The organism is Mycoplasma sp. 327 (assembly GCF_053851655.1).
On record NZ_JBSQBA010000010.1, the window covers coordinates 1 to 23,706 of the forward strand.

The following is a 23,706-nucleotide window of genomic DNA, read 5'->3' on the forward strand; positions in this document are numbered from 1 at the left end:
TGTATAATTAAACAAATTCAAAATATCGGTGGCTCATTTTTCACGCTAATTAATGTGTATTAGTATTTTTATTTTGTCTATATCAACTTATTATAATATAATAAATACATGCTAGATTTTATACAAAAAAGAATACAAAAATCAATTGATAAAATTAATAAAAAATTGTCAATTAATGAAGAAGATATTTTAGAAATTTTAAGAGAAGTTAAGTTAGCTTTATTAGAAGCTGATGTTAATTTAGAAGTTGTTAAATCATTTATAAAACAAGTAAAAGAGAAGGCATTAAATAGCCAAATTATAGGTAAATTAAATCAGCAGCAAACTGTCTTAAAGATTTTTAAGGATGAATTAACCAAAATACTAGGTAGTAATTCTATTGAAATTAAACCAAAGGCAATACCAACAAAAATTATGATGGTAGGACTACAAGGTTCGGGTAAAACTACAACATCCGCTAAATTATCATTTTATCTTCGAAAAAAAGGGATATTCAAAAAACCACTATTAGTTGGTGATGATATATATCGCCCCGCTGCTAGAGACCAACTAGAACAGCTTGCAAAGCAAACTCAAACCGACTTTTTTACAAAGAAGGAAAATGATGCCTTATTAATTGCAAAGCAAGCGATTGAAGTAGCTGAACAATATAAAAATGACCTAGTTATTGTTGATACTGCAGGGCGTTTGGCAATTGATGAAGAGTTAATGAATGAATTAGAACAAATTAAAAAAAATATTAAACCAGATTACATATTTTTAGTTATTGATTCAATGAGCGGTCAAGATGTTATTAATACAGCGAAGGCTTTTCATGAAAAATTAAATTTAAATGGAACCATCATAACTAAATTAGATTCAGATGCAAGAGGTGGTGCAGCACTATCAATAACGCATCTTCTTCAAATTCCTATTGCCTTTATTGGGATTAGCGAAAAGATAGCTGGCCTAGAATTATTTTATCCAGATAGAATGGCAGATAGAATTTTGGGAATGGGTGATGTTCTTTCGCTTATTGAGAAAGCATCAGAAGAAGTTGATGAAAAAATGATGAAAAAAATAGGTTATAAAATGATCAGCGGAAAGTTTGATCTTAATGATCTAATGAATTCTCTTGCGCAAATTAAAAAACTCGGTAAGATGAAGGCAATTCTTAAATTAATTCCCGGAATGGCTGATAGAGTAAGCGATGAAAAAATAGAGGAAGCTGAAAACAAGTTTAAAATTTATACATATCTAATTAATTCAATGACTGAACAAGAAAAAAAGATGCCTAAATTATTAAAGAATTCGTCTCGAAAAGAAAGAATTCTTAAAGGCTCGGGTAGAAGTGCTCGTGAGTATAACATGTTATTAAATGATTTTGAGAGAATGTCTAAACAAATGAAGGAATTAGGTAATAATCCACAGATCAAAAATGGTATTTTAGGATAAAAAAAGATGGGCATATTAAAACATGGACAAAAATCCAGGTACAAATGTGCTCAGATTTTTTTGTATATGTTTATAAATGCATAAATTATTAGTAAACAATTTAGTTGCGAATGCTTAACCTACTGCATTGGCAAAATTTAAAAAACTAAAAATAAAATGTAAAAGCCGGTTAGGCTTTTAATCCTGCCAAAAACGATGGCAAAATATTACCTTTTTTAAAAGATTTTAATATTAATAAATGCTTTGAAGCAGGTGTTAATTTGGCTACTGTGAGTTCTTATTTAGTTAAGATTTTTTTAAAAAGAAATAGTTGATATGTTACTAAATTAATTGATGAATGAAGCAATTAAATAAAAAAATAACAAAAGAGAATAAGAAAGAAAAAAACTTTATAGTGCAATTTGAAGAGTTGCTGAAGATTTAAGAGGAAGCGTTGATGCTTAAGACTTCAAGCAATACATTTTAGTTACATTGTTTTATAGATACACATCTGAGAACATTACCAAATATTTTAATGATGCAGAAAATGCTGCTAATCCAGACTCTTTATTTAATTATGCTGATATTTTTGATGATCAAATTGATGATGAAATTAAAGAACAATTAATTGATGAAAAAGGTTTCTTTATCAAACCTTTTTCATCTTTTTATAAATATCTTAAGAAGCAGCAAAGATAATGAAAATCTTAATGAAATATTAACTACAGTTTTTGATGAAATAAAAGCTTCGACAATTGGTCATGACCCTGAGGAAGACTTTAAAGATTTACTTAAAATTATCTATGTTTCCTCATACCCCTTATCTTATATTTTATTTTTATTAACAATTTTCTTTATTATAAATAGATTTCTTAATAGTTTAATTGAGCTTACTAAGAAGATGTTTAAAGAAAATAAATTAGACAGTTTAAAAGTTTTTTTGCTATTAGTTTTTGAGTGTAGAATAAGTTTATATAAGGAAAGATTTCTAATATTATCAAGAAATTTCAAGAACACATTGTTTAAATATTTAGGACTATTTTTACATATATTTAAAATATTGTTAATTGCATTTTTTAACACTTTGTAATCTTTTGCATCAAGCTCTACGCGAAGTGAGCTTTTAATTGCATCAATAAAAAAGTTAGCAGTATGGTCTATATTCTCTTCATTTGTAATTTCTACTAACATTTTGTCGAATATAAACAATAAATTATATTTATTTTTTATAATAAAATGTTTTCATAATTGATCAAAATTTCTTAATTTAACATAAACATCAGAATAATTAATAAGAGATTCAACGAAAAAATCAGTAAATTCTGAAAACGAATTTAGGCTAGATAAATATTCTTTTACCTTATTAAATTTTTGATTATTTTTGATGTTAAATAAATATGTTAAAAAGCTAGTATTTAAGGAATCTTTTATTAAGGAATGGATTATGTCTTTGAATTCCTTTTTTGAATCATTTATTAAACCGGAATTAAAAAGATATTTTAAAACATCATAAACCATATTTTGCTCATTTTTGAAAAAGTTGTTTAATTCTTGTTTTATTAGTTTGTAGTTAATAATTTTTTTTGATAATGCCTTTTTTTGCAAAATACATTCAATAATATAAACTATGTCATCAACCTTATGATCCTTTAAGAGTATTAGAATAGCTTCTTTTGATCTTCGTTCATTTGTTAAAAAATTAAGAATTTTAGCAATGCTCTCATATTGTTCTGGAGCATAAATAAATTTCTGACTAATAATTTTTTTTATCATTTCGCTTATTGGCAACTTGCTATATCTTATGAATATTGAACAAAAATCAGTTATACGATTTCTATTATGTAAAAGATTATTAAAATATCTTTGTGATTTATTTTGTCTGAAGAGAATTTCATTTTTATTTTTTCCATAAATCATTTTAAATAAACTTAAATTTTCACTACATTGTGATATTGGATTATATGAATAGATGTTGTCTTCTCAATATTTGGTGTCGGAAATATATTCATTAGTAAAACTATGATTATTAAGATCATTTTTAAGCATTTTGAAATTTAGAAAAAGCTTAACATAAATATCCATTGCTATTTTTTTGTAGCCACGTTCAGTTGGATAAATTGAAAAAATATTTTCAAATAAATATTTTTTATTTTCTTCCCAATATTTTGTGTCGTTTATATTAATAAAATCAATTCGGCATTTTTTAGCAGATTCCGCAATTGTTTTATTTAGATTAATTTGTAGGTAATCAAAAATTTCAAATTGGTCGCTTAATTGAGTGTTTAAAAAAGATGAAATAGTATTTCTTAAATTCAATAATAATGGTGAGTAGCTAGTAATTATTATTTTTGCTTTGTTATTAATTTTCCTGATGGTTGAAATTAGACTTATTATTTTATTTTCGATAACAATGCTTAAATTTTCAATATCTTTTTTGATTACGGAAATTTGTCTATCTCTAGCTTCACCATTTAATTTAGTCAAAAGAAATATTTTTTGAAATGGTAAATTGGAAAAAAAATCATTAAAGCCAATAGTTAAAGTAATTAAATTGGCTTCCGCAATTTTTTCATTGATATATTGGAAATCATTATTTCTAATATTTCAATCCTTCAAAAATGGTGAAAAAAAGTTATTAAATGGATTATTTGAGGATCAATCTATTGACTGAATTAAGTCTAATTTGCTCCCCATTTTTTTAAGGACCTTTTTATTGTTGCTATAAAATGCTTCCAAAAATTCACATGAGGCATTGCATATAGCAAAATTGTAAAAACTTTCAACTTGTAAATTAGACGTATCATTTAGAAAATTTGCTAACATCGATGGGAAACATAAACCTTTGATTTCACCATTTTTATCCATATAACCATTAGTCGGAAAACCAATCTTTGAATTATAACCTGCTGAAAATGCGTCGCCTAGGGCAACATATTTTATGATAATGGGTTTTTTTGTATTCTCATCCATCCTATTTTCCGCCTTCATATGCATCAAAAATAACATTATTTAAATTTTTAAAATGATTAATTAACATATTGATGCCTTTTTTAATGTCATAAACACCGTTTTTCAGTAATAAATTGTTTTGCATTGCATATTTAGAAATATTTGCAAAAATATCCTCTAAATCAAAAGTAGGATTTAAATTAATTTCTTTTAGTTTCTCAGGATAATATTTAGACATTAATTGATAAAGAGAAACAATTAATTCGTTTTGATCAATGGCCTCTTGTCTAATTGATCCAACAATGGCTAATTTTGCTCCAATTTCATTATTTTCGATTTTAGGCATCAATAAACCAGGAGTATCTAACAAAAGATAATTTTTGCAATTAATTCATTGTTCCGATCTCGTAATACCAGGTATCGACCCGACCTTAGTTGCTCTCGATTTTGACATCATATTAATAAATGTTGATTTACCGACATTTGGCACACCTAAAACAACACATTTAAGGCTTGGAGTAAGTTTTTGCTTTTGATCATTTTTGGCCTTAAATTTTAGGAACTCTTTATTTAGAGCAATATTAATTTTTGCATATGTGTTTTGTGCTTTTAGGTTGGTAACAACTACTTGACCACGTTTTTTATAATCTTCAAGAAAAGGTTTGAGTTTTTCAAGATTAGTTTTATCCGCCTTATTAAAAACAAATAAAACTGGTTTGTTATTAATTATTTTGAAAATTTCATCATTAAAAGAACTTCGAGGTAATCTAGCATCCATTACAATAATAAATAAATCAAATAATTTTTGTTTTTCTTGCAATAGTCTAAATTGTTTGGCCATATGGCCAGGAAATCAATGGATCATATTATTTCCTTTCTATTCTTTTTTTAATATAAAATCCTTGCCTTTTTGGACTTCATAAATTGATAGATCATTAAAGTTTGTTTGTCGTAAAATTTCATATAAAACAATAGCTACTGAATTAGCTAAATTTAAACTGCGACAATTAGGATTCATAGGAATTCTTAAACAATTATCGATGTTAGTTTGCATAATTGTCTTTGGTATCCCTGTACTCTCTGTGCCAAACATAACTCATATTTCGCCTTCTTTCTGTGCCAGTTCATCATATTTAATATCGATATAATTTTTTAAACCATAACGTGTTATGTAAAAAATATTTTTGCTAGGATATTTTTTAATAAAATCATCATATGATTGATGAACCTCATGTTGAATTTCACTAAGAAAGTGCCCGGCTGCTTTTCTTTTTAATCAATGAGGGTGTAAGTCAAAAGCTATTGGTTTTATAATATGAAGCTTGGCTTTAGCAGCGAAACATGTACGGATTATGTTTGCTGTATTAGCATTTATTTCAGGTTGATATAGAATAATATTAATCATAGTAAAAATTTTACTATATATAGCAAAAATTAGCAAATATAAAACTCACTAAACAAATATTTAATCCAATCTTTATGATATGTTGGTAAATAAAAAAAGTTTGGTTTAGAAATAAACAAACTTTTTATAAATCTATAAATATAAACTACGATATTAAAAAACTATTTAAATAATTTTTTATATTGACCATATCCTTTTTCATCAAGTTCTTCATAAGGGATAAAACTAAGAGATGCGGAATTAATACAATATCTTAATCCACCTTTATCTCTTGGGCCATCACTGAAGACATGACCTAGATGTGAATCGGCGTTTTTTGATTTTACTTCTGTTCTAATCATTCCATGCGAAGTATCTGTCAATTCAACCAATAGACTATTATCTATCGGCTTAGAAAATGCTGGTCAACCGCAACCAGAATTAAATTTATCATCTGATATAAATAATGCTGTACCATCAACAATATCAACATAGATGCCTTTTTCATAATGGTTATTATATTTATTCATATAAGGTCTCTCAGTAAATGCTTTTTGCGTTACATTATACTCAAGTTCACTTAGTTGTGCTAAACGTTTTTCTTTTTCTTGGGGATTCATAAACCCTCCTTATATTTTATAATTTTATATTGAGTAAGTATATAAAGATTTTATATGATTTTATGCATAATTTAAATTATTTTAGAATTTGTGAATTAGGAATTTTCTAACTTAATATGAGTTTGATGAACCTAATATTAAATATGCTCATATTAATATTTTTAAAAAAACACCACAAATACATAGATCTGTGGTGTTTTAGCACTATTTTTTTACTTAAAAAGTAACATAGAAAAAAATTATTTTCTAATATTTAGTGATTTAATGGTTGATTGGTATAATGTATAATCTTCGTTTTTTAAGTGATTTAGCAATGCTTTACGGTGATTAACTTTTCTCATAAATCCACGCATTGAGTGCAAATCTTTTTTATTAATAGCAAAGTGTTTTTTTAATGATTCAATATCTTCAGTTAATATTGCTATTTGTACAGGCAAGTAACCTGTGTCTTTTTCATTTCTTCCAAATTGCTTTACCAATTCGCTTTTTCTAATTTTAGAAACCATCTTTTTCCTTTCATAACCTAGCAATAATCTTAATTACTACCAAGGAATAAATAACGAATACCTCAATATAGGGCATTCGCTTTTATTATATCATAAAAAAATAAAAACACGACTAGCGTGTTATGGTCAATTTCTTGAAATGGTGCGAACAAATGGACTTGAACCATCGACCTCACGATTATCAGTCGTGTGCTCTAACCAACTGAGCTATGCTCGCATAAAAACATGGGATAAACCCATATAAGTATATCACAAAAAAATTAACGTTTTGAAAATTGTCTTGCTCTTCTTGCTTTTCTCAATCCAAATTTCTTACGTTCCTTAACACGAGCGTCTCTTGTTAAGAATCCAGCATCTTTTAATTTGTTACGATATTCATTATTTGATGCTTCTAATAATGCTCTTGCAATACCTAATCTAATGGCTCCTGCTTGACCGGTTAAACCACCACCATTTACATTGGCAAAAACATCAAATTGATTTGTTGTTTCGGTAACACCAAATGGACTTAAGGCATCCATTAATAAAATTTCTGAATTTAAATATTGTTTCGCTTCTTTTCCATTAATTACAAAATTGCCTTTTCCAGGAATTAAGTAAACTCTAGCAATGGAAGATTTACGACGTCCTAGGCCATAGTATCTAATTTTGTCTGCCATTATTTAACCTCTATTTGTGTTGGTTGTTGTGATACTTGCTTATGTTCTGCATTTGCATAAACATAAAGATTTTTAAATTGTTTGCGGCCTAATTTTGTATGAGGCAACATACCTCTAACTGCTTTTTCAACTAGAGCAATTGGTTTTTTAGCTCTTAAATCTGCAGCAGTAATTTGTTTTAAACCACCAGGATATCCAGTGTGGTGATAGTAAATTTTCTTTTCATCTTTTTTAGCTGTTAAAAGAACATCTTTTGCATTAATAACAACTACATTGTCGCCCATGTCAACATTTGGAGTAAATGTTGGTTTATTTTTTCCACGAAGGATTGAAGCAACAAGAGTTGAAAGTCTACCTAAAGGTACGTTGGCTGCATCGATGATGTATCATTTTTTATCAACTATTTCTTTTCTAATAATTGTTGTTTGACGCATACTTTCTCTTTCATGTTTTAAATATATTTAAAAATTGATGATCATTATTTATATACATAACTTAATATAAATAAATTTCACTAAACTATTATAGCAAAAAAAAATTCATTAGTTCATTTTTGCAATCATATATATTAATGCTGTTTCTGCTCGCAAAATTGTCTTGGTTAATGAAACGATTTCGACATTTTCTTTTTTTGCCAATTCTATTTCATTTAATGAAAATCCACCTTCTGGCCCGACAATTAGAAGAGTATCTCCTTTTCGTTTGGTTATCCTTTTATCTTTTTCATTTTCATAAGCTAAAATTTTGTTTTTAACATTTAGTTTAATAATCTCATCATAGGTCATAACTCTTTCAAATATTGGCATTGTATTTCGAAAAGATTGTTGTGATGCTTCAAGGATTATTTTTTTAAATCTCTTTATTTTGCTTTCTATTTGCATATTAGTTTTATCTGTGTATTCTGAAATAAAAGGAATAATTTTTGTTACTCCTAATTCAACGCTTTTTTGTAAAGCAATTTCAAAATTATTTTGTTTTATAAGTGGGATTGCTACTATTAGATCATCTTCTAATTCATTATCTATATTTAACTTTTTCTTAATTATGGCCTTATTAGGAAACTCAAAATAACATAAGTAAAACTCATTATTAAAGTTTATTAAAAAATCTTGATTTTTAATCCGGATTACTTTTAAATGTTTTTGTGTATCTTCATCTAAAGAGAAATAATTTTCACTTTTAGAACTGCTAAAAAATTTATACATAATTATTAAATTATAAAATTTTTTATAAATATCTAATGCTTAATCCTTAAATCATAAATAAAAGTTTTAGAGATAGAAAGATAATAAGTTTTATTTTTTTAATAAACACTTAATAAACAATAGTAATATAAGCACTTATTTTCTAAAAAAACATGTAATTAAATAATTAATCAAATTGTGGCCTTTTATAATGATCCAAATTATAAATGCAACATTAAAAATAAAAAAATATAACGGAAATTCGGAATATTTAACATAAATTAAATAACTGTATTTATATTTTTATTGTTATTTTTGTAAAAAAAATGAAAAAATCTAACTTTTTTATATTAAACTAATAGCAAATAAAAAACAATAAAGGAGAATATATGATTAAAAATAAATTCCTAAAAGCATCACTATTTTTGTTGCCGATATTACCCACTGCAACATTAGTTGCATGTGCACCAACAAATAACAGCGAACATACAGTTCCAGACGCTGGCCCCAAAATTAACGAAAATAAAAAAACAAATCAAACATTAGATTTTACTAATTTTGGTGTTAAAAAATTTAATGGTCAAGTAAAAACCAGAACATTATTATTTGCGGCGGCAACAAGTGAAAATTTTCTAGATAAGGATGGTGTATTTTCATTCAGATTACACCACCGGCCAGTGGAAGGTGTTAAAGGCGAATGATTAGCCTTTGCCACAGAAGTTAAAGGAAGAAATGATAATACATTAGTGGATCCTTTGAATATAAAAATTGCATCGACGCAAGCCGATGAAGGAGCTGGTGTTGAATATCCTTTAAGATTTAAATTTGATAAGCCAGAAAACAAGTTAGGTACAGGAAAGTATTACACATTTGTTTTTTGAAAAAAAGATGGAACTGAAAGAATTGTTTTCAATCAAACACATATTGATAATAACAACGACATTTTTCCATCATTTTTACCAAACTAATAAATTAAGAAAAAAATTATAAAGAGCAATCAACATTATGGATTAGGATTACTTAAAAAATAGGAATATTTTTTTGTTCTTACTTGCCCATTATGTTGTGCTCATTTTATTATTATTACTTTTGATAAAAAACTTAAAATAAAAAGCCGAATGCTTTACATTTATGGATAAAAAAAATGCCCATTTGCACACGGTGGCTAAGCAAAAAATCCCTTTATATCTTTTATTGCTTTTTATTGCTTGCGGGGTCTTTTTTTGATTTTTTGATTATTATGTTACGACGCTGGAAATTAAATTAATAATAATTTTGTAATATTTACATATTTTTTTATAGGGAACATTGTCTATATGTTTTTGCTTTTATACAAATTTTATTTATTAGGAATCAAAGCATTTTATAAATTTGGTATAACAAGTTTTATAAGCATTTTAGGAAATATTTTTTTAAAAAATCAGTCTATAATAAAAGAAAAGTTAATAATATTGTCATTTATAAAAATATAAGTTATATCAATAGCGAAATATTAGAATGAATAAAAGAAGAAATAAGCAAATCCAAAAAATAGCTGTGTCCAAAATTTAAATGCCAACTTAACTTAATTTATTATGTTTTATGATACAATTTGTATATTAATTTTATATAAATATATAAAAAATGTAATGAGGTTACAATGCCAAATAATACTAAAAAAAATATTCATGATGTTATCGCTCATTTAAAAAATATGGGTTTTGTTTATCAAAATTCAGAAATATATGGTGGTGTTGTGAATACATGAGATTATGGTCCATTAGCAACTACTATGATGACTCAAATCAAAAATATATGAATTAATGAATTTATAAGAAAAGAAAAAAATTATCAAATTGATTCTAAAATTATTATGAATAAGAATGTTTGAAAGGCTAGTGGTCATATTGATAATTTTTCTGATTTTCTAATTGAAAATAAAGTTAATAATAAAAGATACCGTGCTGACCATATTATTAAAGATCTATTTCCTGAAATTAATGTCGAAAAATGTACATTTGGTGAATTAGAGAAAATCATTAAAAAAAATGTTAAAAAATATGATGGCGTAAGTGCAGAATGAGGAGAAATTAGACCATTTAATTTGATGTTTAAGACGCAAATGGGAGCAATTGATAACAGTTCTTCTGAAACCTTTTTAAGACCTGAAACCGCACAAGGTATATTTGTGAATTTTAAGAACTTGACTAGAACATCAAGAGCTAAATTGCCTTTTGGAATTGGCCAGATAGGTAAAAGTTTTCGCAATGAAATAACCCCCCGTGACTTTATTTTTAGAACAAGAGAATTTGAGCAAATGGAATTAGAATTTTTTTGCGAAGAAAAAGATAGCAATAATTTTTATCAGTATTGAATTGAAAAATGTAAAAAACTCGTTTTATTATTAGGTCTTAAGGAAGAAAATATACGTATAAGACCACATGAAGCAGAAGAATTAAGTCACTATTCAAAAGGAACAAGCGATATTGAATACTTATTTCCTTTTGGATGAGGCGAGTTATTGGGAATTGCTAATCGCGGCAATTATGATTTAAGTCAACATATGAAATTTTCTGGTGAATCTCTTGAATACTTAAAAGACGATGGGGCCAAAATAATTCCGTATGTTATTGAACCTTCAATTGGATTGGACAGATTGCTTTTTGCATTGATTATCGATGCTTATACAGTCGAAAAAATTGATGATAAAGAAGAAAGAGTGATTTTAAAATTAAGTAAAAAAATTTCACCCTATCAAGTTGCTATATTACCTTTAATGAAAAAGCAGTCATTGGAAGCCAAGGAAATTTATAACAATTTATTGGAAAATACTAATATTAGAATAGCATATGATGAAGCTGGTTCTATTGGTAGAAGATACCGTCGACAAGACGCAATTGGAACACCATTTTGCATAACTGTTGATTTTGATACAACCAAAAATAATACTGTAACTATTAGAAATAGAGACACAATGAAGCAAGATGTAATACCAATTAGTGAAATTACAAGTTATTTATTAGAAAACAGATAATAAAAGGAATTAATTTTGCAGGAAAGTGTTTGAGAATATGTAATTTCTAAAAGTGATATTGTTAATATTATTGGGCAATATCTAACTTTAATGAAGCAAGGGAAGAATTATAAGGCTTGTTGTCCTTTTCATGGCGAGAAAACGCCATCTTTTGTTGTTAGCCCAGAGCAAGGAATATTTAAATGTTTTGGATGTGGAAAAGGCGGAGATGTAATTAAATTTATTCAATACAAGGAAAATTTAACATCCTTTGAGGCACTAAAATTTTTAGTCAATAAACAAAACCTAGATATTTCCAAATTCGGCAATTTTATGAATAATTCCGCTATCACAACTGAACATTCTAAAATTCTTGAAGTCAATAAGGTAGCACTTAATTTTTTTAGATATCAAATTACTTTTGAAAAAAGCGCCGAATTAATAGAGTATCTGCACAAAAGAAACCTAAATGATAATTTAATTAAAGAATTTCAAATTGGTTTTTCATCAAAAAACAAGTCAATTTATGAAACTCTTATCGAACATAAATTTGATTCGTTTGAAATATCCAATTCATCATTATTATCTTCTATTGAAAATAAAAATTTTTTTAATGATCGTCTAATGTTTCCAATATGCGATGAATTAGGCAATATTATTGCTTTTTCAGGTAGAGACATTACTGGATTACAAAACCCTAAATATTTAAATAGTTCTGAGACTATTGTTTTTCGAAAAAATGAAGTAATTTTTAATTATTTTCATGCAAAAGATGAAATAAATAATAAAAGAGAAGTTTACTTAGTAGAGGGGCAATTTGATTGCATAGCCATGTTTAAAGCTGGATTCAAAAATGCCGTAGCAATTATGGGTACTTCATTATCACCAGCCCATCTAAAACTATTAAATAATAAAACTATTACATTGTTTTTTGATAATGACAGTGCAGGGCAAAATGCAACACTAAAGAATTTAAGGATGATATTGTACTATTCAAAAAAATACAATTTAAATGTTAAATTTGTTATAAATACATTAAATAAAGATGCAGATGAACTTTATAATCTGGATAATGGTTTAACTTTAAAAAAAATGTGTGAAAACAAGGTTGATATTGTCGAATATTTATTAATACTGGCCAAGCAAAATATTTTAAACAATAAACAATCATTTGAGAGAAATGAAATATTTAAGCAGATATTTGAATATGTTTATTATATTGATAATTCATTAGTTTTAATGCTCAAAGAAAGATTTATTAATGAAAACATTTTAACTGCCGATTTATTTGAAAACTACTATAAAAATTCTAATCCCCTTTTCTTATCAGATCCATTATTTAAAAATAAAATTAATGAAAAAAAACATAGCACAAATCACCCAAGTATTTATACAAATGAAAATTATGATAATAACTTTTTTATCAAAAATGATATTGCAAGCCTTCAACCAGAAGTTTCGAAGCAAGCAAATTCACCAAGTATTAATAAAAAAAATAAAAAATTCATTAATGCTAGAACAATATTAAAACAAGAAATAAGTAGGCATTATATGCTATTAAAGGAAATTTTGTTGCTAGTATTAAATCAACCTTTTATTGCCAAACAATGAAAAAATGATGGATTTCATGATCTTAATTTAGATGATGATTCACAAAAGATATTAAGAAAATTAATTAGTTATATTATCAAAAAGAACAAGGAAGGTTTAGAACTAAGTCAATCCAATCTTGTTTCGGTAATTGAATCCGACCTTAATAAAGCAAAAATATCAAATAACATTGATTTAATAAATGAATATAAATCATATCTAGAACAAGCAATTCAGATAAAAAATTTAACTCTCACAAGTGATAATTTGAAAAAAGATATCAAAAATCTATATGATCGTGTAGATGAGTTTGTTGAGAATCGAAAGAAACCAAAAAAGCAGATTTTAATGTATACCAAAGGAGCGCAGGATGACAAGTAATAATTTAGAAAAATCAATAGATTATGTTATTTCAGTAATTGAAAATGAGGTAGTTAAAAGGAAAAATAAAGATAAAAAATTTAAAACCCTATCTCAAGAGGAAGTTTTTGATATTCTTTATAAGAAAAAACTTTATGTTGATGATGAAGAAGCAGATTTATTATTGCTTAAATTGTTTGAAAAAAATCTTATTTCTAATAGTGTTGATGAAGGCGATAACGATGATGTCGAAAATTTTGTTCAAGATGCAGAATTTAACGAAAGTATGTTAAAAGATATTGATGACGAGGATGCTGAAAACGAAGATATTGACTATGACTTTGAATATGATGATAGCACCTTGGTACCAAATGATAGCATCAATTCTGCTGCAGAAGAAGATCAAACCTTTAGTGAAGATGATGAATATATTTCAAGCAAAATTAGTGAAACGTATGATGAAGAAGATGAAGAATATGACTATGATCTTAACGAATATGATGATTATAGTGAAGTTAATTGAAAAAGCAGAAGATCTAATGATGAATTTGATGCATCAAAACTATTAAAAAACTATGATAGTGAAGAAATAAAAATTGGTTCAGCTAGAAAAAATTCTGAGAATAGTAATTTGTCAAACAGATTAACTGAAACAAATGATATTGTTAAGTGATATATGAGATGAATAGGCAAGTATGGTAAGCTTTTAACACCAAAGGAAGAATTAGAAACAGCTGAAAAAATGGCCAAGGCTAGAGAGAATGGTGACAAATGAGCATATAAAAAAGCACGCGATTTGTTAATTAAAAGAAATTTAAGACTAGTTATCAATAATGCTAAAAAATATAAGAATAGAGGTTTGAGCTTTATTGATTTAATTTCAGAGGGTAATTCTGGAATCATGAAAGCAGCTGATAAATATTTACATACTAAGGGATATAAATTTTCTACATATGCTACTTGATGAATTAGACAAGCAATTACTAGAGCCGTTGCTGACCAAGCGAGAACTGTAAGGGTCCCTGTGCATATGGTTGAAACAATCAATAAAGTCTTGAAGATTGAGAGAGAATTACAACAAGAACAAGGTTATCCTCCTACAGATGAAGAAATTGCCAAGAAGTTTGGTGAACCTGAATTCACTGCTGATAAGGTAAGATATATAAGAAAAATAAACATTGACCCTATTTCGCTTGATAAAAATATTGGAAAGGAAGAAAATTCAAGCTTTTCAGACTTTGTTAAGGATGAAAGCGTAATTAGTCCAACTAATTTTACAAGTCAAGAAGAATTGAGTGTCATTTTGAATGAAATGATTAATTCGTTAACAGATGAATCTGATCGATTATTAATAAGAAAAAGATATGGAATTTCTGACCCAAACGGAGAATCATATCGTCCTCATTCCTTAGATGAACTTGCTAAAGAACTAGGGGTAAGTAAAGAAAAAGTTCGTCAAATTGAAACGAAGGTTTTGCGTAAATTAAGACATCCGCAAAAACGTAAGCAATTAAAAGAGTTCTATGCTAATGAAAGTTATAATTTAGATTAAATCGAGGTGAAAAATGATTAAGTTGGGCAGTCATGTCTCGTTTTCAAAACCGGACTATCTATTAGGCGCTGCACGTGAATCACATCATAATAATGCTAACTGCATGATGATTTATCTCGGGCCAAATCAATCCCCTTATCGCGTTGAAGAAAAATACTACAAGTATGATGAGTACAATAAATTTTATGCAGATAAAATTAAATCCGATGATATTATTGTTCATGCACCCTATATCATTAATCCTTCAAACCCGCTAAAAAATAAGTTTGCGATTGATTTTTTAATCTCTGAAATTAAAAGAATGAATTTTATAGGGGCTAAAATAATTGTTTTGCATCCTGGCGCACATACTACTTTTAGCAAAGAAGAAGCTAAAAGTAGCTTAATTTATTCATTAAAAACAGTTTTAGCAAAAACTAATGATGTAACAATCGCCTTAGAAACTATGGCTGGTAATGGAAGTAATTATTGTAATAATTTTGAAATATTAAAAGAAATAATTGAGAAAATTAAATCTGATAGAGTTGCCATATGCCTTGACACATGTCATATATGGGATTCTGGATATGATATTAGGGATTATGATAATTTTAAAAAATATTTAAAAGACAACGATTTTTTAAAGTATATAAAAATTATTCACTTAAATGATTCAAAAAATCCGCTGGGTTCTAAGAAGGACCGCCATGATAATATTGGAAAGGGGTATATTGGTTTAGAAACTTTAAAAAAATTTGTTTATGATCCCGATTTTGATAATATACCCATTATTTTAGAAACACCATACATTGGCGACTTAGCGCCTTATAAAGAGGAAATTGCTTTATTATTAGATAACACAGAGCCTAGTTTATTTTAAAATATCTTTAAGATCGCTTTTTGTAATTTGTCTATTATCTTTGACTAAATCTAAATTTTTTTCTGTCCTATTTTAAACATCTAATTTCAAATTTTTCTTAATAGTTTTTTGCTAAAAAAACAATAATTACAACATTGTTAGAAATATAGTATTTGAGTTGCTTCTTAAAAACAACACATTCTATAACTATGCGCCTAAAACTTGGAGCATAGTTTTTATTAAACTCAATTTTATTTAAAGTACTGATAATTATCTCATTTCTTTTTTTGTGAGCATACATATTTTAATATTTTCTAATGTAAACCTTCGGCTAAACTATTTGAAAGAGAAAATTTAAGATCTATTGTTATAAAATTTAGTTTCCATATCTTTGCTTAATGTACAATATCTATCTCTATGACAAAAGCAATTAACAATTTTTTATCTTACCTTTTTAATATATCTAAAAATTTGTCTCAATCAAATCTTACAGAGGAGGAGATATTTTTTTATTAGGAAAACTAGAAAAATGAAGTATCTCATCTAATTACATTAGTATTGAACCTCTAAATTCTTTATTATCAATAAATAAAGTAACATCTGTTCTTTGAAATGCCACAAATTTATTTATGGCTAGTTTTTAGTTGTTTAACAACAAAGTTGCATTATTATATTTCGTGGTTTTGACTAATAAGGATTAAAATATATTTATCAAATTTACCCCCTTTTTTATCTAAGGATATTTTCTAAACACTTAAAAGCCGAATATTCTTCTTCAATCATAATAGATTTAAAATCATTTGATCTATGTGCTCTTATTATTTTTTTTGAATATAATCAAAACCAACCTCTTTTGTATTGCTTAGTCCAATGAAAACACCTTTAGAATTTAATCCATACTTCGCCATTATAGCAATGTGCCTCGCCTATTTCTTTTAATTTTTATCTTAAAAGAATTTCATTGAGATAAATATTAATTAAATTAGTAACATCAGGGCTAAAACCATTTACATTCTAATTAGTAGATAGTATTTCTGCCTATTCTTATTTCTTAGCATGTATTAATTTCTTGCTAACAAAATCATCATTTACGCGCTGAATGGATTTTTTTACTTTTTGTATTTAAAAAAGAAACTATTTATGTTTTTAATTTATTTTATTGTTCTGTAATACCGATTTTTATTTAATTCTGCTAGCTTCCATATTTACTCATTTATACCCTATGCGTTATTTAAAAACACCATTGATCATTAATTGATTTGATGAGAATTATCAAAAAAAAAAAAAAAATGTAAAATACTTACATCAAAATAGTATTTAAAGGAGAAAAATGAAAAAAAGCAAATTACTTTTTATAGGATTTTTACCTGCTTTGGCAACACCAGTTATAGCTCTATCATGTGCAAATCCTGCTAAACCAGAAAAACCTGAAAAACCAGCTGAACCAAAGAAACCAGAAAACCCAGAAACAAAAACCCCTCAACAAGAAATGCCTGATAAGAGTAAACCAGATAAAACAACTCCCGATACCGGAGGAACTAAAGATGATTCAAATAATAAATCACAAGAAAAACAAGAAAAGAATGAAGAACATAAAAAAAATGAATCTTCAGATGTTCCATCTTCATTCGAATTGCTAGGATATGATAAAGAAAACATTAAATTAGAGGACTTTAATCGCCAGATTTTTGGACAGGCTGATGTACCAAAAGAATACCAAACACCGCCAACATTTGAATTATTGGGTTTTGGAAGCGCAACTATTGGCGAGGAAGAATTTAGCAGACAAACAAACGGTTTAAAGATAAAAGATACTGATTTCAAGAGTTATGCTATAAAATTTAAAAATAATAAATTAACTATTGAATTTGAAACAAATAATGATTTATATTTTAATAAAATAGCTACAATAACAATTGTTGTTAACGCCTTCGAAACATCGTCGCAAAAATTTACATCACAGAAATTAACCCTAACTAACAAAAGAATAAATTCGTTTAATAATAAATTCACTTTTGATTTTTCTTTAAATAGTGGAATTAATTCAAAAACCCATAATATTCAGTCAATTCGTCTTGTAGAATTAATTATTGATGGTCAAAAGGTTGAACTTTAATAACTTTTAAGAAATCTCAATAAAAAAATTTTAAAAGCAAAGGTAACAAACCTTTGCTTTTAAAATTACTTCAATTATTCTTCGTAATTTTCAGGGCGGCTTAAGATCTTAGAACCATTTTTGGTAACAAGGATTGTATCTTCAATACGAGCCCCGCCCAAATCTTTTACATAAATCCCGGGTTCAACCGTGATAACCATTCCTTCTTCTAATACCACATTGCCCGTTCTTCTGCCAACTCCTGGTAGTTCGTGTACATCGATTCCTACACCATGGCCAGTTGAATGAGTAAAGAATTTACCATATCCTTTTGATTGTATATATTCTCGACAAATTTTATCAATCTCAGATGTTTCAATTCCTGGCTTTACAGCTTCGCGGCCAAGTTTTTGAGCTTCGCTAACAACATCAAGAATCGAAACTAATTCAGCTGACTTGGGTTTTCCAAAGAAAAATGTTCTTGTTATATCGCTAGCTCATCCATTGTATTGCGCTCCGAAATCAATTTTAACAATATCGCCATCAACCAATTTACGATTTGTTGGATGATGATGAGGTTCGGCAGCATTTGTACCAAATGCAACGATTGTTTCAAAGCTTTCTTTTTCAGCACCAAAAAGGCGCATTAAATATCCAAGTTTATTTGATACTTCTAATTCAGTCATGCCTTCAACTAAAATTTTCTTTAATTCCTCTAATGCTTGCAATGAAATTAAACAAGCTTCTTGGATGTAATCGGATTCTTCTTGGTCTTTTATTATTCTAAATTGTTTTCCTTTTACATTATGAAATTTTGCTTTTGGCATCATTTTTTTAAAATATTCAAATGTTTGAACATGTAAATAATCTGATTCAATACCAACATTAGAATATTTTTTCTTGTTTAGAAAATTCGATAGTGTTTCTTCTCCTGACTCCAATAAAATAACTTCAACATTCTTTGCAAATTTAGTTGCATATTCAATATATCTACCATCTACAAATAAAAAGGCTTTTTCTTTCTCAATTACAATAAAACCATCACTTGTCTGAATACCAGCATATCATAATCTTGTTTGAGGCGCCTCTGAGATAATTGCATCTAGCTTCAATTCTTCGAAAATTTTGGTTATTTGTTGTTTTAGCATTTTAACTCCTAAACTCTATTTATTTTTTTTCTTTATGGTTTGTATGTTCATTACATTTTGGACAATATTTTGTTACTTCCATTTTTTCTGGATGCAACTTTTTATTCTTCTTTGTGATGTAGTTTTCCATTTTGCATGACTCACATCTTAATGTTAAACCTTCTCTTGGCATACTTTCTCCTTCTTTTTTAAAATATTTAATTTTTGAATACTTTAAATAACATTATGTATTTTAAAATAATTATAAATTATATTATAATTTGCTATTAATTTGCTTTTTTTAATATGTTAAGGATAACATAAAAAAATGATTAATTATTTTTTAAAAAATTATTTAATAACATAACTTTTCATTGCTATTGCTAACTATTAACAAGCGATTAATTATGTGATATTTGTTCTGAATTATTTTTTTGCTCTATATTTTTATTTTCTATACTATCACCTTGGATTGGCTCAATAATAATATTATCTTTTGTTATATCAGGATTTTTGATATCGTCATTATTTTTTTTCGAAATGTCTTCAAGATATTGCTTGGTTATTCCCTTCAAATACTTAACTAAATATATAATGCCGCTAATCCATGACAAAATAAGACCAACAATTAAAGGGATATTAACATAAAGAATATATTTATCATTTGAAACATATTTACCTAAATCATTATCAAAATTAGTAAATCATGGTGCACTAAATGCTATTGTAATAATTGCAAGTGAGACAATAATGGTTTTAATCTTACCTCACCAATTTGCTGCTACTTTAATGTCCTTCTTTACGGCATAAACTCTCGCACCATCAACTAAAATATCACGGATGATAAACAAAACAACAATTGGTAAGAACGAGTAGTTCATTATTGATATAAATAACAACATCATTATTGTCGCAATCTTATCTGCAATTGGATCAAAAATCTTACCAAATTGCGAAATAGTTTTTGTTTTTCGGGCTATATGTCCGTCAATAAAGTCAGTCACCATTGCTATAATAAATATCGAGACATTTAATCAATATATGATTGATAAAGTTATCGAGTATTTTTGATTACCAACAATTTTAATTCCATCATATCAAAATGTTCCATTGTGTTTAATAATTAAAAAGAAAGCGGACGACATTAAAAATATAAAAGGAATCATTAATATTATCCTCAACACTGTTAGTCAATTTGCAATACCAAATTTTTTTATGTGTGGGATATTATTTTTGCTTTTTTTAATATCTTTAATCTTCTTCATAAAATTGACTCTCAATAGCGTTAATTGTCTTTTCTTCTAATGCTATATTTTTTTTATCTTCTGGAATGCCAATATACTGAGTTTCAAAAAAATCTAATGTATCATTAATTTTTTTAGTTCACAAATTTGGTTGAGTTATTGTTAATTTTTCAGCGTGTTCTACAAATAGAGTATACTTCTCATCGTTTTGGAAAGAATATGCAAAATCCTCTCTATTAATTAATTTGGTTAGTATTTTTTTTACACCGTTTTTAATTTGCCCCATTTTAAATTGGGATTCATTTGTACCAAATTTCTCTAACTGTTTCATACTAAAATCAATGACATATTTATAAGTCATAATATATTCATAATATAACGCCAATGTTTCAGCATTCTTTTTATATTCTAATTTTGCTGCTTTTCTTTTTGCTCTTTTATTTTTTGTAACTTTTCAAGCGATATAAGCAATTATAAGTACTAAAACAATTGCGAGCAAGACATACACAATAGTTTGTCCATTACCCATATTTTTCTCCTTAATTATATTTTAAAAATTATATATTAATATCATCTAAACTACAAAACAATGTTAATTGTTTTTCGTCTTATATAAAATCAAAGCTTCAAAAGGGTTGAGTTCTTTTGGAATTTCTGAGTAGAATTTATTAGCATATGAACTTGCTAAAATTTTATAACCATAAAGCGGAGTTATCTTCTGATGCTTTGATGTCAAATTTGTAATCAATACCATCCTCTGTTCGTTAAGTTTTTTGCTAAATTTAAATATACCATGACTTTGTTTAATATTTCATACACCCTTTATGAAATAAGAAGAAAATTTGGAATTTAAAGAGAGTTTATTCAAGAAATAAACAAAGTTTATTGTGCTATCTTTATTAATAATTTGTTCCTCGACATTGTTACTTTCTAAATTAATTGGGTAAAAAATATTAGTATTTTCATTGCTTTTTATTTTTTGTCCATTTCAAGGCATTTGAATATAAGATGATCATTTATTGAAATAACAATTATATTTATGATATTCATTTAAACTTATATTTTTATATTGGAGAAATCTTTTTTCCTCATTATAATCTTCATTGTTAAATGTGAAACGTTGGTTGAATTTAGCGCGCAAGGCACCTATTTCATCGCCATAATAAAAACCTATTGAATGATTGCCACTATATAAAAATACAAAGAAACTTTTTGTTGATTCATTTAGGTAAGCCTTTTCATTAGCTCATTTAGAAAAGAAACGACCTGATAAATCAGAGCCGAATGATAATATCACATTTGAATGATTTTTAAAATTAGCTACAAATCTATATAAGGATTTAAAACTCATTTTATTCTTGAAATGTTTTTTTAATGCATCATTATTGCCAATAACAGACATTCAAGTTAAATACAAATAATCTAGGCATTTATTGTCGACCATTAGCATCTTTTTATATAGATTGAAGTTATTGTTACTAGTTTTAAAAATTACATTAATATTGCTATTTTTACGCTTGATAATCTTATATAAATCATTAATAAATTTTAATTTTTCTTCCTCCTTTAAGCCTTCAAAAGCAAGAAATTCAAAATTATCAAGTATAACAGTTGATACATTAAGTTGCAAGTAGAAACCTAAAACTGATTCAAAATATTTAATAAAATCAGATAACTCATATAATGATGTTTTTTCAAATTCTTTATTAATTAAATATGTATCTAATTTTGTTAAGTATCTATTTGACTCATAATAATTCAAATTATATAAACTCATCATATTATTTCAGTTAACAAAAGCCTGTCTTACTTCTTTTAAATTTATAATTGGAGCTACTTCAATTTGATTATTTTTAAATGTTTCAACAAGCTTTGCAAAATCCTTGATTGAACCATACCTTTTTTTTATTAGTCCAAGATCAAATCTATTTTCATATAGTTTGAGAATATCTTCAAAGCATATAACATTAACACTTAAATTTTTGAAATACTCCAATTTGCTCATAACCCCTTTAAAATCACCAAAATTGCTTCCATTGGTATCAACAAAATTTTCAACTTTTAGCTCATATAAGATGATTTTTTTACCTAAATTAACCATTAATAAATCCTTAATCTCAATAATTTTATACTCAATAAATCAATAAGCGTATCTGGTAAAATGTTGCCTTTTTTAAAATCTAGATCAATATTTGCTAAATCAATGATTAACTGATTTAATGTGTTAATGTCAATTCTATTAAAAAAGTCATAGTGAAGTTTGACACGATATATATGAATATTAAGCATTTTTGCTATTTCATCATTAGTTAATTTTATTGATTTTAATATTCCAATTGTTTTTGCATTAAGCAATATCGCTGATATTTGCGATATCACATAATTGTGCTCAATCCCGTAGCTAATCTGTTCGTTTATCTTTTTTATAATAGTTTTTGTGTCTTGACATTTTAACATTGCCTCGCTTAGGGCAAAATCGATATTATTAGATACTGCATAATTATTATCATTAACCATTTTTTCGCTTATATCTTTATTTATTAATAGCAATTTATCAATTTCTGATTCTATTATTTCTAGATTATGCGGTAACATTGATAGCAAATCAATAAGGACCTTATCCTTGATTGTTCCGCCTTTTGTTTTAATCATTTTATAAACAAAAGAAAATAATTCCTTATCGCTAATTTTTTCGATATTAATAGTAGTGCTATTATCATTTATAAATGCAAAAGCTCTTGATGCTAAAAAAGATTTATCATACTTATTTATTTCCTGTGTAAAAATAAGAATTAGATTAGCATCACTTAGTGATGCATTAATTATTTTTATAAACTCATTAATACACAAACCATTAGCATATTTATTTTTTATATTAAATATAAAGGGATTTTTAAATAAAATGATTTTTTTATTTAAAAAAAGGGAATTGTTATTTAATGCATCTGATAATTCTTCTAATGTAAAAAAATCATAAAATTTAACTATCTCGATATCACCCACTTCAATAGTTTTTTCTTTGTTTATTATTTCATTAATTTTTTTATTTATCAAAAAATTTTCATTGCCTTTAATTAGGTACATACTAATTTATTATATTATAATAAGGACATTTTTTGGTATAATAAACTAATATTATTCATTAATTAGCGTGAAAAATGAGCCACCGATATTTTGAATTTGTTTAATTATA

Annotated in this window: 22 protein-coding genes and 1 tRNA gene; 8 read left to right on the plus strand and 15 right to left on the minus strand. The window is 26.6% G+C overall.

The window, feature by feature from the left end; translation table 4 throughout:
- The first annotated feature begins 108 nt into the window (after positions 1-108).
- Both ffh and ACWXVS_RS02810 read left to right on the plus strand, forming a co-directional pair.
- Positions 109-1,434 carry a signal recognition particle protein gene (gene ffh, locus ACWXVS_RS02805; protein ID WP_438340855.1) on the plus strand — a complete coding sequence of 442 codons (1,326 nt, stop codon included), beginning with the start codon at positions 109-111 and terminating at the stop codon, positions 1,432-1,434.
- Between the two features lie 471 nt (positions 1,435-1,905).
- Complete coding sequence (locus ACWXVS_RS02810; RefSeq protein ID WP_455994953.1) at positions 1,906-2,112, plus strand: hypothetical protein; 207 nt, start codon at positions 1,906-1,908, stop codon at positions 2,110-2,112.
- 126 nt (positions 2,113-2,238) lie between these two features.
- On the opposite strand, the gene ACWXVS_RS02815 is transcribed toward ACWXVS_RS02810, so the two are convergent.
- The 9 genes from ACWXVS_RS02815 to ACWXVS_RS02855 form a co-directional block, all read right to left on the minus strand.
- On the minus strand, positions 2,239-4,401 hold the full coding sequence (locus ACWXVS_RS02815) for an SGNH/GDSL hydrolase family protein (RefSeq protein WP_455994956.1): 2,163 nt from the start codon (positions 4,399-4,401) through the stop codon (positions 2,239-2,241).
- Positions 4,385-5,227: a ribosome biogenesis GTPase YlqF gene (gene ylqF / locus ACWXVS_RS02820; protein WP_444705141.1), complete on the minus strand. Its 843-nt coding sequence runs from the start codon at positions 5,225-5,227 to the stop codon at positions 4,385-4,387. Before ylqF ends, ACWXVS_RS02815 begins: the two co-directional genes overlap by 17 nt.
- A 12-nt stretch (positions 5,228-5,239) precedes the next feature.
- The gene (locus tag ACWXVS_RS02825) at positions 5,240-5,767 is read right to left on the minus strand and encodes a tRNA (cytidine(34)-2'-O)-methyltransferase (protein ID WP_455994072.1); all 528 of its coding nucleotides are present in this window, start codon (positions 5,765-5,767) and stop codon (positions 5,240-5,242) included.
- A gap of 161 nt (positions 5,768-5,928) precedes the next feature.
- Positions 5,929-6,366: a peptide-methionine (R)-S-oxide reductase MsrB gene (gene msrB / locus ACWXVS_RS02830; RefSeq protein ID WP_438340850.1), complete on the minus strand. Its 438-nt coding sequence runs from the start codon at positions 6,364-6,366 to the stop codon at positions 5,929-5,931.
- Positions 6,367-6,605: 239 nt separating this feature from the next.
- On the minus strand, positions 6,606-6,872 hold the full coding sequence (gene rpsO, locus ACWXVS_RS02835) for a 30S ribosomal protein S15 (RefSeq protein ID WP_438340849.1): 267 nt from the start codon (positions 6,870-6,872) through the stop codon (positions 6,606-6,608).
- A 140-nt stretch (positions 6,873-7,012) separates the two neighbouring features.
- Positions 7,013-7,089, minus strand: a tRNA-Ile gene (locus tag ACWXVS_RS02840).
- A 43-nt stretch (positions 7,090-7,132) separates the two neighbouring features.
- Positions 7,133-7,531, minus strand: coding sequence for a 30S ribosomal protein S9 (gene rpsI / locus ACWXVS_RS02845; protein WP_438340848.1), 399 nt, complete (start codon positions 7,529-7,531; stop codon positions 7,133-7,135).
- A complete protein-coding gene (gene rplM, locus ACWXVS_RS02850) occupies positions 7,531-7,965 on the minus strand; it encodes a 50S ribosomal protein L13 (protein WP_438340847.1) in 435 nt (144 codons plus the stop codon). The genes rpsI and rplM overlap by 1 nt, the downstream gene beginning before the upstream one ends.
- 108 nt (positions 7,966-8,073) lie before the next feature.
- A complete protein-coding gene (locus ACWXVS_RS02855) occupies positions 8,074-8,736 on the minus strand; it encodes a 16S rRNA (uracil(1498)-N(3))-methyltransferase (RefSeq protein ID WP_455994959.1) in 663 nt (220 codons plus the stop codon).
- Positions 8,737-9,104: 368 nt separating this feature from the next.
- On the opposite strand from ACWXVS_RS02855, the gene ACWXVS_RS02860 reads away from it, so the two are divergent.
- The 6 genes from ACWXVS_RS02860 (at position 9,105) to ACWXVS_RS02885 (ending at position 18,163) form a co-directional block, all read left to right on the plus strand.
- Complete coding sequence (locus tag ACWXVS_RS02860) at positions 9,105-9,683, plus strand: hypothetical protein (protein ID WP_438340845.1); 579 nt, start codon at positions 9,105-9,107, stop codon at positions 9,681-9,683.
- A 671-nt stretch (positions 9,684-10,354) separates the two neighbouring features.
- Complete coding sequence (locus ACWXVS_RS02865; protein ID WP_455994962.1) at positions 10,355-11,728, plus strand: glycine--tRNA ligase; 1,374 nt, start codon at positions 10,355-10,357, stop codon at positions 11,726-11,728.
- A gap of 15 nt (positions 11,729-11,743) precedes the next feature.
- Entirely contained in the window at positions 11,744-13,678 is a 1,935-nt protein-coding gene (dnaG, locus tag ACWXVS_RS02870) for a DNA primase (protein ID WP_455994964.1), read from the plus strand.
- Positions 13,668-15,209: an RNA polymerase sigma factor gene (locus ACWXVS_RS02875; protein WP_455966213.1), complete on the plus strand. Its 1,542-nt coding sequence runs from the start codon at positions 13,668-13,670 to the stop codon at positions 15,207-15,209. The genes dnaG and ACWXVS_RS02875 overlap by 11 nt, the downstream gene beginning before the upstream one ends.
- Positions 15,210-15,222: 13 nt before the next feature.
- Positions 15,223-16,068 carry a deoxyribonuclease IV gene (locus ACWXVS_RS02880; protein ID WP_438340841.1) on the plus strand — a complete coding sequence of 282 codons (846 nt, stop codon included), beginning with the start codon at positions 15,223-15,225 and terminating at the stop codon, positions 16,066-16,068.
- A 1,309-nt stretch (positions 16,069-17,377) separates the two neighbouring features.
- The gene (locus ACWXVS_RS02885) at positions 17,378-18,163 is read left to right on the plus strand and encodes a hypothetical protein (protein ID WP_455994967.1); all 786 of its coding nucleotides are present in this window, start codon (positions 17,378-17,380) and stop codon (positions 18,161-18,163) included.
- A 74-nt stretch (positions 18,164-18,237) separates the two neighbouring features.
- Here ACWXVS_RS02885 and ACWXVS_RS02890 read toward each other — a convergent pair whose 3' ends face one another.
- The 6 genes from ACWXVS_RS02890 to holA all read right to left on the minus strand — a co-directional run bounded on the left by ACWXVS_RS02890 (position 18,238) and on the right by holA (position 23,597).
- On the minus strand, positions 18,238-19,290 hold the full coding sequence (locus ACWXVS_RS02890; RefSeq protein ID WP_438340839.1) for a M24 family metallopeptidase: 1,053 nt from the start codon (positions 19,288-19,290) through the stop codon (positions 18,238-18,240).
- A 19-nt stretch (positions 19,291-19,309) separates the two neighbouring features.
- A complete protein-coding gene (gene rpmG, locus ACWXVS_RS02895; protein ID WP_438340838.1) occupies positions 19,310-19,462 on the minus strand; it encodes a 50S ribosomal protein L33 in 153 nt (50 codons plus the stop codon).
- 208 nt (positions 19,463-19,670) lie between these two features.
- Positions 19,671-20,534, minus strand: coding sequence for a CDP-diacylglycerol--glycerol-3-phosphate 3-phosphatidyltransferase (gene pgsA / locus ACWXVS_RS02900; protein ID WP_455994969.1), 864 nt, complete (start codon positions 20,532-20,534; stop codon positions 19,671-19,673).
- Positions 20,521-21,042: an MHJ_0274 family protein gene (locus ACWXVS_RS02905; RefSeq protein ID WP_455994972.1), complete on the minus strand. Its 522-nt coding sequence runs from the start codon at positions 21,040-21,042 to the stop codon at positions 20,521-20,523. Before ACWXVS_RS02905 ends, pgsA begins: the two co-directional genes overlap by 14 nt.
- 63 nt (positions 21,043-21,105) lie before the next feature.
- Entirely contained in the window at positions 21,106-22,614 is a 1,509-nt protein-coding gene (locus tag ACWXVS_RS02910; protein ID WP_438340835.1) for an alpha-amylase family glycosyl hydrolase, read from the minus strand.
- On the minus strand, positions 22,614-23,597 hold the full coding sequence (gene holA / locus ACWXVS_RS02915) for a DNA polymerase III subunit delta (RefSeq protein WP_455994975.1): 984 nt from the start codon (positions 23,595-23,597) through the stop codon (positions 22,614-22,616). The genes ACWXVS_RS02910 and holA overlap by 1 nt, the downstream gene beginning before the upstream one ends.
- Positions 23,598-23,706: the final 109 nt, after the last annotated feature.